13 protein-coding genes and 1 riboswitch are annotated in these 12,633 nt (G+C 60.2%); of the genes, 9 read left to right on the top strand and 4 right to left on the bottom strand.

The window, feature by feature from the left end; translation table 11 throughout:
* Nucleotides 1–117: 117 nt before the first annotated feature.
* Nucleotides 118–277: riboswitch (FMN riboswitch) on the top strand.
* A gap of 108 nt (nt 278–385) precedes the next feature.
* Nucleotides 386–1,039, top strand: coding sequence for a 3,4-dihydroxy-2-butanone-4-phosphate synthase (gene ribB, locus TAN611_RS20360; RefSeq protein ID WP_111736333.1), 654 nt, complete (start codon nt 386–388; stop codon nt 1,037–1,039).
* Between the two features lie 66 nt (nt 1,040–1,105).
* On the opposite strand, the gene zupT is transcribed toward ribB, so the two are convergent.
* Nucleotides 1,106–1,873 (bottom strand): zinc transporter ZupT, encoded by a 768-nt coding sequence (zupT, locus tag TAN611_RS20355; protein WP_105232673.1) that lies wholly within the window; start codon nt 1,871–1,873, stop codon nt 1,106–1,108.
* A 214-nt stretch (nt 1,874–2,087) separates the two neighbouring features.
* On the opposite strand from zupT, the gene ygiD reads away from it, so the two are divergent.
* Nucleotides 2,088–2,870, top strand: coding sequence for a 4,5-DOPA dioxygenase extradiol (gene ygiD, locus TAN611_RS20350; RefSeq protein WP_111738008.1), 783 nt, complete (start codon nt 2,088–2,090; stop codon nt 2,868–2,870).
* A 68-nt stretch (nt 2,871–2,938) separates the two neighbouring features.
* Here the strand turns inward: ygiD and TAN611_RS20345 are convergent, their stop codons facing one another.
* Together TAN611_RS20345 and TAN611_RS20340 are read right to left on the bottom strand one after the other, a co-directional pair.
* A complete protein-coding gene (locus tag TAN611_RS20345) occupies nt 2,939–4,099 on the bottom strand; it encodes a glutathionylspermidine synthase family protein (RefSeq protein ID WP_203066946.1) in 1,161 nt (386 codons plus the stop codon).
* A 3-nt stretch (nt 4,100–4,102) separates the two neighbouring features.
* Complete coding sequence (locus TAN611_RS20340) at nt 4,103–4,765, bottom strand: DUF1190 family protein (RefSeq protein ID WP_105232671.1); 663 nt, start codon at nt 4,763–4,765, stop codon at nt 4,103–4,105.
* A 272-nt stretch (nt 4,766–5,037) separates the two neighbouring features.
* Between TAN611_RS20340 and dhaK the strand changes: the two genes are divergently transcribed.
* Genes dhaK through dhaM form a run of 3 tightly spaced genes read left to right on the top strand, consistent with a single transcriptional unit; the run spans nt 5,038 to nt 8,190 of the window.
* Complete coding sequence (gene dhaK, locus TAN611_RS20335; protein WP_197950637.1) at nt 5,038–6,108, top strand: dihydroxyacetone kinase subunit DhaK; 1,071 nt, start codon at nt 5,038–5,040, stop codon at nt 6,106–6,108.
* 9 nt (nt 6,109–6,117) lie between these two features.
* Complete coding sequence (gene dhaL / locus TAN611_RS20330) at nt 6,118–6,747, top strand: dihydroxyacetone kinase subunit DhaL (protein WP_111736336.1); 630 nt, start codon at nt 6,118–6,120, stop codon at nt 6,745–6,747.
* Between the two features lie 12 nt (nt 6,748–6,759).
* Nucleotides 6,760–8,190 (top strand): dihydroxyacetone kinase phosphoryl donor subunit DhaM, encoded by a 1,431-nt coding sequence (gene dhaM, locus TAN611_RS20325; RefSeq protein WP_111736337.1) that lies wholly within the window; start codon nt 6,760–6,762, stop codon nt 8,188–8,190.
* 60 nt (nt 8,191–8,250) lie between these two features.
* On the opposite strand, the gene tolC is transcribed toward dhaM, so the two are convergent.
* A complete protein-coding gene (tolC, locus tag TAN611_RS20320) occupies nt 8,251–9,759 on the bottom strand; it encodes an outer membrane channel protein TolC (protein ID WP_197950639.1) in 1,509 nt (502 codons plus the stop codon).
* 288 nt (nt 9,760–10,047) lie between these two features.
* Here tolC and nudF point away from each other — a divergent pair, with 288 nt between their 5' ends.
* From nudF to yqiA, 4 genes are all read left to right on the top strand, one after another.
* Nucleotides 10,048–10,683, top strand: a complete 636-nt coding sequence (nudF, locus tag TAN611_RS20315; protein ID WP_105232666.1) for an ADP-ribose diphosphatase — start codon at nt 10,048–10,050, stop codon at nt 10,681–10,683.
* A complete protein-coding gene (locus TAN611_RS20310; protein WP_054306281.1) occupies nt 10,680–11,105 on the top strand; it encodes a DUF1249 family protein in 426 nt (141 codons plus the stop codon). Before nudF ends, TAN611_RS20310 begins: the two co-directional genes overlap by 4 nt.
* 70 nt (nt 11,106–11,175) lie before the next feature.
* The gene (gene cpdA / locus TAN611_RS20305; RefSeq protein WP_105232665.1) at nt 11,176–12,003 is read left to right on the top strand and encodes a 3',5'-cyclic-AMP phosphodiesterase; all 828 of its coding nucleotides are present in this window, start codon (nt 11,176–11,178) and stop codon (nt 12,001–12,003) included.
* A complete protein-coding gene (gene yqiA, locus TAN611_RS20300) occupies nt 12,003–12,584 on the top strand; it encodes an esterase YqiA (protein WP_187044010.1) in 582 nt (193 codons plus the stop codon). Before cpdA ends, yqiA begins: the two co-directional genes overlap by 1 nt.
* Nucleotides 12,585–12,633: the final 49 nt, after the last annotated feature.

The raw sequence follows: 12,633 nt of genomic DNA, 5'->3' as shown, positions 1-12,633 counted from the left end.
TTAGTGTAATGCGAGTTGCGCGCCGGATAAACCACTACCTGATCTTTACATTGCGTCACTTCACAGCGCTACTGCACATATCTTGAAAGGTGCGGGGGATAGCGTTATAGTCGTTCTGCTTATTCTCAGGGCGGGGTGAAAGTCCCCACCGGCGGTAAATCACCTGTTACGGTGAAAGCCCGCGAGCGCTCAGCCAGCCTGCAAGGCCGGTTAGAGGTCAGCAGATCCGGTGTAATTCCGGGGCCGACGGTTATAGTCCGGATGGGAGAGAGTAACGGTATCTGCCGGGCATGCGCCCGCTTGCGTTATTTTTGGCTATAGCAATAGTCACTCCTCAAGATCGCCCTGATTCTGGTAATCCATAAATTTAATGAGGTTTTTTACCATGAATCAGACGCTACTTTCAGATTTCGGCACGCCGGTAGAACGCGTTGAACGCGCGCTGGACGCACTGCGCAACGGGCGCGGTGTGATGGTGCTTGATGATGAAAATCGTGAAAACGAAGGTGATATGATCTTCGCCGCAGAAACCATGACCGTTGAGCAAATGGCGCTGACCATTCGCCACGGCAGCGGCATTGTTTGCCTGTGTCTTACCGAAGAACGCCGTCAGCAGCTGGATCTGCCGATGATGGTGACCAACAACTCCAGCCAGTTCCAGACCGCGTTCACCGTAACGATTGAAGCGGCGCAGGGCGTGACCACCGGCGTTTCCGCCGCTGACCGCCTGACGACTATCCGCGCGGCGATTGCCGACAACGCCAAGCCGAGCGACCTGAACCGTCCGGGCCACGTGTTCCCGCTGCGCGCGCAGCCGGGTGGCGTATTGACCCGCCGCGGCCATACCGAAGCGACCATCGATATGGTAACGCTGGCCGGCTTCAAGCCTGCAGGCGTGCTGTGTGAGCTGACCAATGATGACGGCAGCATGGCGCATGCGCCGGAAGTGATTGAGTTTGCCAAGCAGCATGAGATGGCAGTGCTGACGATTGAAGATCTGGTGGCTTACCGTCAGATGCAGGAAAAGCAGGCGAGCTGAAGCGCGCTTTAGCGTTACCGATGAAAAAAGGCTGAACTCTGTTCAGCCTTTTTTGTTGTCCGGCGGTTAACCCAGTCCGCCGCTTTGCAGCAGCGTCAGGCTAAAGCCCATTACCGCCATGCCGCACAGCACGCCATAGCTGGGGTTGTTGTGGGGGTCGATCTTTTTCGCCAGCGGCATCAGTTCGTCCACCGACAGCGCTACCATAATGCCGGCCACCGCCGCCATAATCGCGGCCATCATTACCGGCGAAATCAGCGGCCCCAGCAGCACAAAGGCCAGCAGCCCGCCGAGGATCTCCGCCAGGCCGGAAATCCCGGACCACAGCAGCGCCTTGGTTTTTGAACCGGTGGCGGCATAAACCGGCCCGGCGACCGCCAGCCCTTCGGGAATATTGTGAATGGCGACCGCCAGGGCGATGCCCATTCCCAGCTCCAGATCGGCGCTGGCGGTAACAAAGGTGGCGATGCCTTCCGGGAAGTTATGCAGGCTGATGCCCAGCGTCAGCAAAATGGCAGTGCGCTGCAGATTGTGCGGTTTGATGGGGTGCTGCATCAGATCCTGCGGATGCTGATGCGGCAGCATGCGATCGAGGGCAAAGTAGCCCAGCAGGCCCAGCATAAACATGCCGTAGCCGAGCATCGGCGACATACCCGCCGTATGCAGCGCGGCGGGCAGCATTTCCATCAGTGAAATCAGCAGCATAATGCCGGCGGCGAAGCCGAGGGCAAAGGCCAGCAGCCGGTTGGAGGGCTTCTGGCCGATAATGCCGAACAGCGCGCCCACAAAGGTAGCGCCACCGGCCAGCAGAGTCAGAATCAGCGGTACCGACATCAAGCGTCCTCTTTTGTATGCTAATGATAATTATTCATATTCTGATACTAACAGAGTAAAAGCATAAATCGAGCGGATTTACCTGATTGTTAGCATTGTTTTAGCCGTTCAAATTTCTTGAATATCATCATCACGCTTATCCCGCTGTGTCTTGAAGATAAACGGCGTAAGGTGGTCATCAGTAATGTTGATGACTCCGGAAAAGGGGGAAATGATGACGATTTCTCGTATGCCGGCGCTGTTTCTCGGCCATGGCAGCCCGATGAACGTGCTGGAAGAAAACCGCTATACCGAAACCTGGCGCCGGCTGGGGGAAAGTCTGCCTCGGCCGCAGGCGATTGTGGCCGTCTCCGCCCACTGGTATACCCGTGGCACCGCGGTGACAGCGATGGAACAGCCGAAAACCATTCATGATTTTGGCGGCTTCCCGCAGGCGCTGTTTGATACGCAGTATCCGGCACCCGGTTCACCGGAATTGGCGGCTCGTCTGCAGCAGCTGTTGGCGCCGACGCCGGTACTGGCGGATCGTGAGACGTGGGGATTGGATCACGGCAGTTGGGGCGTGTTGATCAAAATGTATCCGCAGGCGGATATTCCGGTGGTGCAACTGAGCATCGACGGCACCCAGCCGGCGCAGTACCACTATGCGCTGGGGCGCAAGCTGGCAGCGCTGCGGGAGCAGGGGGTGATGATCGTCGCCAGCGGCAACGTGGTGCATAACCTGCGTATGGCGCGCTGGCAGGGGGACGGCAGCCCGTATCCGTGGGCCGAGTCGTTTAACCAGTATGTGCGCGACAACCTGCGCTATCAGGGTGAGGACCACCCGCTGGTGAATTTTATGCAGCATGAGGGCGCCGCGTTGTCGAACCCGACGCCGGAGCACTACCTGCCGTTGCTGTATGTACTGGGCGCCTGGGACGGCGAAGAGCCGATAAGCATACCGGTCGACGGCATCGAGATGGGCTCGCTCAGTATGCTGTCGGTACAGGTCGGATAAAGAAAAACGCCAGCATTAGGCTGGCGTTGGCGTGTTCAGAGCAGAGTCGCCGGTTTACGGCGTACGATTTAGCCCCAAATAATATGCGGGTAGAAGCGCGACAGGTCTTGGGTGATCAACTCGCGGTCTTCGCGCAGGCCAATGCCGCCGGCCTGATCGTTGATCAGCCAGCTGCCGATCAGCGTGTAGCTGCCCTCAAACTGCGGCAGCGGGTGGAACTGCTGCACGATCATGCCTTCTTCGCCGTAAGGGCCGTCGACGTTGGCCACTTCCTGACCGTTTTGTACGATGCGGATATTGGCCCCTTCGCGGGAGAACAGCGGCTTGACCACGTAGTGCTCCAGCGGCGGATGCTCATCTTCGGCAAAATAGGCCGGCAGCAGGTTGGGATGATTGGGGAACATTTCCCACAGCATCGGCAGCAGTGCCTTATTGGAAAGAATGCTCTTCCAGGCTGGCTCCAGCCAGCGCACGCCGGCGTCCTCCAGTTTGGTGGAGAACATCTCGCGCAGCATAAACTCCCACGGATACAGCTTGAACAGGTTGCCGATCACCTGGTTTTGCAGGTCGGTAAACTGGCCCTTTTCCCCCAGGCCGATCTCTTCCATAAACAGGAACTCGGTGGGGACGCCAGCCTCCTGCGCGCAATCCTGCAGATACTGCACCGTGCCGCGGTCTTCTTCACTGTCCTGGCAGCAGGCCATATGCAGCAGGCCGAAACCGTGGTGCGCTTTCAGCTCGGCAAAGCGTTCGATAAGCTTTTCCTGCAGGCTGTTGTACTGATCCGCCTGCGGGTCCAGTTTGCCGGCGTTGATCTGATCTTCCAGCCAGATCCATTGGAAGAACGCCGCTTCGTACAGCGAGGTCGGCGTATCGGCGTTGTTTTCCAGCAGCTTGGGCGGGTTCACGCCGTCATAGGCCAGATCGAGACGCGAATAGAGCGACGGCGCGCCGGTGCGCCAGGCGCTGCGCACAAATTCCCAGGTATGCTTCGGAATGCGGAATTTGGCCATCAGTGCATCGCTGGCGACCACTTTTTCCACCACCTGCAGGCACATCTGGTGCAGCTCTTCGGTGACGCTTTCAATTTCTTCAATCTGCGCCAGCGTAAACTGGTAGTAGGCATCCTCACGCCAGTAGGGCTCGCCGTACATGGTGTGAAAATTAAAGCCGAACTCCGCCGCCTTGGCCTGCCAGTCCGGACGCTCTTCAATGGCAATGCGTTTCATCGGTTAGCCACCCATGCTGCGGGAGGAGGTGCCGGATGCCGCGCTGCGCTGCATGCTGGTCTGTTTGGCGACGGTTTCGCCGAAGCCGCCGCGCGTAATGGTGTTGGTGACGGCCGGTTTCGGCGCCATGGCGGTTTTCGGCACCGTCATGGTGCGGCCGCCGGCGGTGGCCGGGCCGTAGCTCTTGCCGGTGGCGTCAACAAACTTACCGTTGGCCGGGCTGGCCGGGTTTTTCGAGGAGAACAGAGGTTGCTGCGCGAAGCCGGAACCACCACCCATCAGGCGGCCCATCATATAACCCGCCATCAGCGGCATCCAGAAGCTGCCGCTGCTTTGCGATTCCGCCGCCATGCCGGCCTGGGCCGGCGCCTGCGTACACTGCGCTTCGCCGAATTCGGCCACGCAGTCTTCACGGCTGGCGTACTTCGGCGCAGTTTTTTCCGCTTCTTTCAGCGCGTTGTTGTAGGCGGTGGTGCACTGTTCGCTCATGGACGGATTGGCGCGCGAGCAGTCGTCGGCATTTTGATACAGCGAGACGGTCTCATCGCTCTTTTCACAGCCGGCAAGCATAAATACGGCGCTGACGGCCAGCGCGACCGGCGCCATACGGTAGCTGCGCCAGGACTTGCGGAACGTCTCTTGGTTGATGTTTTTGGTCCGTTTCATCGTGGTAAATCCCATCTCGTGCGGGCTGTCTCGCCCTTTCCCAGTAGTGGCGTAAGAATAGGGGAAAGCTGGTCAAAATTAAAGCTGAAACGCCGGTTCAAAATGGTATTTACGCAGCTATACACAAAATTGCCGGCTTTGGCGAAGAACCGGGTGCAACGTGCAGAAATGCGCGTCGTTTGTGCCGGTTCGCTCGCGGAAAGTCCGACGCTCTTGTTCCATACTGAAAACTCGGCGGACGCCAAAAGTTGCGTCATTCGGAGGAGGGCAAGGTGAAAAAACTTATCAATCAGGTTGAATCGGTGCTGGAGGAGCAGTTGCTCGGGCTGGGCGAGGCGCATCCGGAGCTGTTGGTGCATCGCGATCCGCTGTTTGTCTGTCGCTCGGCCGGTCCGGCGGCGGGCAAAGTGGCGCTGTTATCCGGCGGAGGCAGCGGCCATGAGCCGATGCACTGCGGCTTTGTCGGCGCAGGGATGCTGGACGGCGCCTGTCCGGGGGAAATTTTTACCTCGCCGACGCCGGATAAAATGTTCGCCTGCGGGCTGGCGATCGACGGCGGCGCCGGCGTGCTGCTGCTGGTCAAGAACTACACCGGCGACGTGCTGAACTTTGAGACCGCCGCCGAACTGTTGCACGACAGCGGCGTGGCGGTGGCGACGGTGCTGGTGGATGACGATGTGGCGGTAAAAGACAGCCTGTTCACCGCCGGACGCCGCGGCGTCGCCAATACCGTGCTGTTGGAAAAATTGCTCGGCGCGGCGGCGGCGCGCGGCGATTCGCTGGATGATCTGGTGACGCTGGGCCACCGTCTGAACAACCAGGGGCACTCCATCGGTATCGCGCTCGGTGCCTGCACCGTGCCGGCTGCCGGCAAACCGTCGTTTACGCTGGCGGATAACGAGATGGAGTTCGGCGTCGGCATTCACGGCGAGCCGGGCATTGCGCGGCGGCCTTTCAGCGGCCTCAATCAGGCGGTGGATGCGATGTTTCATACTTTGCTGGAGCACGGCCACTACCAGCGAACGATCCGCGTCTGGGATCGGGTGCAGGGCGAGTGGCGGGAAGAGCTGCAGACCAAGCGACCGCTGGCGCGCGGCGACCGGGTGATTGCGCTGGTGAATAACCTGGGGGCGACGCCGCTGTCGGAGCTGTACGGCGTCTACCATCGTCTGGCCGAGCGCTGTGCGGAAACCGGGCTGATTGTGGAGCGGAGTCTGGTCGGCGCCTACTGTACCTCGCTGGATATGCAGGGCGTCTCCATCACCCTGCTGAAGGTGGATGACGAGGCGCTGTCACTGTGGGATGCGCCGGTCAATACGCCGGCGCTGCGTTGGGGTTGCTAAGGAGGAAGCATGGCGTTGACGAAACAACAGTTGGTCGACTGGCTGATGCGCTGCGGCGAGGTATTTCGTCGCGAGCGTGATTTTTTGACCGAGTTGGATACGGCGATCGGCGATGCCGATCACGGCCTGAACATGAACCGCGGTTTCGACCAGGTGGCGGCCAAGCTGCCGTCGGTGGCGGAGCAGGACATCGGCGCGATATTGAAAAGCAGCGGCATGACGCTGCTGTCCAGCGTCGGCGGCGCCAGCGGCCCGCTGTTCGGCACCTTCTTTATCCGCGCGGCGCAGGTGACGGCCGGTAAACAGAGTCTGGATCTGGCTGAACTGCAGCAGATGGTGCAGGCCGGTGCGGAGGGCGTGGCGGCACGCGGCAAGGCGCAGCCGGGAGATAAAACCATGTGCGACGTCTGGCAGCCGGTGGCGGACAGCCTGAGCCAGTCGCTGGCACAGGCGCCGGATATCAGGGCGGCGCTGCGGCAGGCCGCCGAACGGGCGCAGCAGGCGGCGGAAAGCACCATCGCCATGCAGGCGCGCAAGGGACGGGCCAGCTATCTGGGTGAGCGCAGTATTGGCCATCAGGATCCCGGTGCGACTTCGGTGATGCTGATGATCCAGGCGCTGTCTGCGGCGGCGGGCTAAGCGGGAGGCGAAATGATCAATATCGTAGTGGTTTCGCACAGCGCACTGCTGGCGCAGGGCGTTGAGGCGCTGGCGCGTCAGATGATGCGCAGCGACGGTTGTCGGCTGGTGCTGGCGGCGGGCGTTGATGATGAGCAGAACCCGATCGGCACCGATGCGATGAAGGTGATGGCGGCGATTGAATCGGTGGCCGACGGTGACGGCATCGTGGTGCTGATGGATCTGGGCAGCGCGTTGCTGAGCGCTGAAACCGCGCTGGAGTTGCTGGAACCTGCACTGGCGGCCAAAGTGACGCTCTGCGCCGCGCCGCTGGTGGAAGGTACGCTGGCGGCGGTGGTGGCTGCCAATTCCGGCGCTGCACTGGAACAGGTGCTGGCCGAGGCGCGGGGGGCGCTGCAGGCCAAGCGGGCGCAGTTGGGGGAGGCGACGGCGGCGCTGAAAACGGTCGATTTGCCGCTGGAGCAGGGCAAAAGCGCCAGCTGGCGGGTGCAGAATGTCCATGGACTGCATGCGCGTCCGGCGGCGCGCCTGGCGGAAACGCTGGCGCATTTTGATGCCGAGCTGGTGCTGGAGAAGAGCGGTCAGTGTATCAACCCGCGCAGTCTGAATCAGCTGGCGCTGCTGCAGGTGGGGCATGGCGACACCATCCGGCTGATCGCCAGCGGCAGGCAGGCCGACGAGGCGCTGGCGGCGTTTAATGCGTTGGCGCAGCAGCACTTCGGGGAGGCGGTTTCTGGTGAACAGCCGCTGTCGTTGCACGGGGTGCCGGTGGCGGAGAGCGTCAGCAGCGGGCCGATTCTGCAATGGCGTAGCGTCTGGCCGACGCTGCCGGCGCGGCATACCGGCGTCGATGATATTTTGCATGAGCAGCAGCGGCTGCGTCAGGCGCTGCAGCAGACGCTCGGCGATCTTAACCGGCTGGCGGAGCGCACCGCGACGCTGATCGGCAAACCCCAGGCGGGAATCTTCGGCGCGCACAGCATGTTGCTGGACGATCCGGACTTACAGCAGTCGGCGTATACGCGCATCGCCCAGCAGTGTTGCAGCGCCGAGCAGGCGTGGCGGCAAGAGATGGAGGCCGTTGCGGCCGATTATCGCGCGCTGGATGACGACTACCTGCGGGCGCGCGAGCTGGACGTGCGCGACATTCTGCGGCGCACCCTCAGTTACCTGCAACAGCAGCCGGTCCCGCCGATTACCCTGTCGGAGCCGGTGATTTTAGTGATGGATGAGCTGATGCCGTCGGAGGTGGTGATGCTGGACCGGCGCATGGTGCTGGGCATCTGTCTGAGCGGCGGCAATGCGCTGTCGCACAGCGCTATTCTGGCCAAGGCGATGGGCATACCAATGGTGGTCGGCATGAGCGATTGTCTGGAAAAGACCCGCAGCGGCCAGACGGCGATGCTGGATGCGGCGCGCGGCGTATTGCAGCTGAGCCATTAGCGCATAAAAAAGGGCGCGGCAGAGGCCGCGCCCGGAGTGCATATTTTACTGCCGCACCTGTCAGTTACGGAACGGGTTGCGCGGCTGGCTGCCGGTTGCCGCCGGTGCGGTAGGCTGCGGCGTCGCGCTGTTGACGCGGTTGGCCGGAGCCGGTGCTGCGACCTGCTGCATCGGTGCATTATCCTGATAACCGTCGGCATAGGCATCCTGGCCGCGGTTCTGCGGCGCGACCGCGTCCGGCGCGGTAGAAACCGGTTGGCCCAGCGCGCCGTTCAGCGTCAGCAGGTCATTCTGGTTCAGGGTGCCGAGCGCCGATTTAATATTCAGCTGGTTGATCAGGTAGGTGTAGCGCGCGTCGGACAGCTGACGTTTGGCGTCATACAGCTGAGTGGTGGCGTCCAGCACGTCGACGATGGTGCGGGTGCCCACCTGGTAGCCGGCTTCCATCGCGTCCAGTGAACTCTGCGCCGAGATCACCGCCTGTTTGTAGGCATTGATGCTGCTGATTGAGGCGTTGACGTTGTTGTACGAGGAGCGCACGGTCTGCACCACGGTGCGGTGCGAGCTTTCCAGCTGTTCGCTGGCGCCGACGAAGCTGTACTGCGCCTGCTTCACCTGCGAATTGGTGGAACCGCCGCTGTAGATCGGCAGGTTCAGGCTGATGCCGACCTTGTTCTGGCCATCGTAATCATTACCCTTACCTGAGTAGCCACTGCCGTGATATTTGTTATTGGTGACGCCGGTGGAGGCACTCATATCGATGGTCGGCATATAGCCGGTTTGCGCATATTTGATCTGCTCACGCGCCAGATCCTGGCTCAGGCGCGCCGAGAGCAGGCTCAGGTTGCGCGCTTCCGCCTCTTTCAGCAGGTTGTTGACCGCTTCCGGACGCGTGGTGGCGAAACGGTTGGTATTCAGCGAAGCCAGTTCCGGGTAGAAGGTGCCGGTCACCTGACGCAGCGTTTCCAGCGCGTTGTCCAACTCGTTGCGGGCGTTGACTTCGCTCGCCAGCACGGTGTCGTAGTTGGAACGGGCGTTCTGCACGTCGGTGATCGCCACCAGGCCGACGTTAAAGCGCTGGGTGGTCTGATCCAGCGTGCGGTACACCGCGTCTTTCTGCGCCTGGGTGTAGGACAGCGTATCGATCGCCTTCAGCACGTTGAAGTAGGCGGTGGCGGTGTCGAGGATCAGCTTCTGCTCTGCGGTCTGGAAAGTCACATCGGAGATGCCGGCGGTCTTTTCCTGCAGCGTCAGCGCGCGCCATTTTGACATGTCAAAAATAGTCTGGGTCAGCGCCAGCGAGCCGCTGGTGGTGTCGGTATCCATGTTTTTGGAATCGCGGTAGCCGCTGCCGTAGGTGTAACCAGCGGTCAGCCCCAATTGCGGCAGCAACGGGCTGCGCGACTCGTTGATTTTTTCGAATGCGGCATCGCGGTCAGCGGCGGATTTGCGCAGATCCGGGTTACTTTCCCTCGCCTGTTTATAAACCTGCAGCAGGTTCTCTGCCTGGCTCATTGCACTGAAGCCGCCCAGGCTCAGTCCGATAAGAAGGGGGAGCAGTTTCTTCATTTGCATTCCTTGTTGTGCAGCAATATTGGTATGTTAGCGCTGACGATAGTCTAAATAGTTGTCAATTCTAGCAGAGTCCGCGCTTGCCATAAGGTGGCTGAACGTGCCATCCGGCGGATCTTTTCGCATCCGGCTTGTCCTGTGAGGCGCTGGCCGTCATGTTCACGTCAGTGACTCCTGTTATCATGGTCAATAATCTACCACAACGCGCGGCGGGAGAAAGTCTCGCCTATTCTGTCATCAAAACTGTTTATTTCACCGGCATACTCACGCAGGAGAACCGTGTTTATGAGCAACTTACGGCCTACGCCCGTTACTTTCGACAAAAATGATGTAGAAATTATTGCACGGGACACGCTGTACCGTGGTTTTTTTTCACTCAATTTATACCGTTTTCGTCATAAATTGTTCAACGGCGGCGTGAGCGAAGAGATTACGCGCGAGATTTTCGAACGCGGCCATGCGGCGGTGCTGCTGCCTTACGATCCGCTGCGCGACGAAGTGGTGCTGATTGAACAACTGCGTATCGCCGCGGTCGATACCTCAGACTCCCCCTGGCTACTGGAAATGGTGGCGGGTATGATCGAGGACGGCGAAAGTGTGGAAGACGTGTGCCGCCGCGAGGCCGAAGAAGAGGCCGGTGTGGCGGTCGGGCGCTGCAAACCGGTGCTGAGCTATCTGGCCAGCCCGGGCGGCACCAGCGAGCGGCTGTCGATTATGGTCGGCGAAGTGGACGCCGCGACCGCCGAAGGCATTCATGGATTGAGTGAAGAAAATGAAGATATTCGAGTCCATGTGGTGAGCCGCGAACAGGCTTACCGCTGGGTGGAAGACGGTACGATTGATAATGCGGCGTCGGTGATTGCCCTGCAGTGGCTGGCGTTGCACCATGAATCGCTCAGAAAAGAGTGGGTCAACCCATGACAAAGCGCTATACCCCTGATTTCCCTGAAATGATGAGAGTGTGTGAAACCAATTTCGCGCAACTGCGGCGTTTGCTGCCGCGCGATGACGAAACGGGGGAAACGGTGACTTATCAGGTGAACGGCGCCCGCTATCGGCTGACGATTGCGGAATCCACGCGTTACACGACGCTGGTGACGATTGAGCAGACCTTCCCGGCGGTCAGCTACTGGAGCCTGCCGGCGATGACGGTGCGGCTCTACCATGACGCGATGGTTGCGGAAGTGTGTGCCAGCCAGCAGATCTCTCGCTTTAAAGCGCGTTATGATTATCCGAATAAAAAGTTGCATCAACGCGACGAAAAGCATCAAATTAACCAGTTTCTTGCTGATTGGCTGCGCTACTGTTTAGCGCATGGTGCGATGGCGGTTCCTGTTGTGTGATACCCGAGCGACGGTAAGCGCGCTTGAAGTATGACGGGTAGAGACAGACTGAGATAACAAAGGACACCATTTGGAAAGCCTGTTTAAACTGCCCGTGGCGAGTGGGGCCAAGGTCAGGATTTTACAAATAACCGATACCCACCTGTTTGCCGGCGAGCACGAGACCTTGCTGGGCATTAACACCTACCGCAGCTACCATGCGGTGCTGGACGCGGTGCGCGCCCAGCAGCGGGAGTTTGACCTGGTTGTCGCTACCGGTGACCTGGCGCAGGATCATACCCCTGAGGCATATCGGCACTTTGCGGACGGCATTTCGCAGCTGCCCGCTCCCTGCGTGTGGCTGCCGGGCAATCATGATTTTCAGCCGGCGATGGTCGACGCGCTGGCCGCCGCGGGCATTACCCCTTCCAAGCACGTGCTGCTGGGTGCGCACTGGCAGGTGATCCTGCTGGACAGCCAGGTGTTCGGCGTGCCGCACGGCGAGCTGAGCGAGTATCAGCTGGAGTGGATGGAGCGCTGTCTGCAGGCCCATCCGGATCGCTACACGCTGCTGCTTTTGCACCATCATCCGCTGCCTTCCGGCTGTACCTGGCTCGACCAGCACAGCCTGCGCAACCCGCATATGCTGGGCGCGATCCTGCTGCGCTACCCGCAGGTGAACACGCTGCTGTGCGGGCACATTCACCAGGAGCTGGATCTGGCCTGGCAGGGGCGGCGTCTGCTGGCCTCGCCGTCCACCTGCGTGCAATTCAAGCCGCACTGTACTAATTTTACCATCGACGATGTTTCTCCGGGCTGGCGTTATCTTGATCTGCTGCCTGACGGACGCGTGGAAACCCAGGTGTGCCGTCTGGACAACGATGATTTCCGCCCCGATATGGATTCGGATGGCTACTGATGTCAACGCTGCTTTATCTGCACGGTTTTAACAGCTCGCCGCAGTCGGCCAAAGCGTCGTCGTTCAAGGCGTGGCTGGCCGACCATCACCCGCAGATCGAGATGCTGGTGCCGCAGCTGCCGCCCTATCCGGCGGATGCGGCCGAGCTGCTGGAGAATCTGGTGATGGAGCGTGCCGGCAGCACGCTGGGCGTGGTTGGCTCCTCACTGGGCGGTTATTACGCCACCTGGCTGTCGCAGTGTTTCGCGCTGCCGACGGTGGTGGTCAATCCGGCGGTGAAACCGTTTGAACTGCTGATTGATTATCTCGGGCAAAACGAGAACCCCTACACCGGTCAGCAATATGTGTTAGAGTCTCGTCACGTTTACGATCTGAAAGTCATGCAGATCGATCCTCTGGAGTCGCCGGATTTAATCTGGCTGCTGCAGCAAACGGGCGATGAAATTCTCGATTACGGGCAGGCTGTCGCCTATTACACTGCCTGTCGGCAGACGGTGGAGTCGGGAGGAAACCACGCCTTCGTCGGTTTCGATCACTACTTCCCCCAGATTGTGGATTTTTTAGGACTCGCCCCAAAATGACAGACGTTGTGGCCAGACGACAAACGTGATGGCTCCAGGCGCGAAGGGA

The organism is Serratia sp. Tan611 (genome assembly GCF_905188235.1).
Lineage (GTDB): Bacteria > Pseudomonadota > Gammaproteobacteria > Enterobacterales > Enterobacteriaceae > Serratia_B > Serratia_B rhizosphaerae.
Note: the sequence above shows the minus strand (reverse complement) of the source record. Positions and strands in the feature narration are given on the sequence as shown.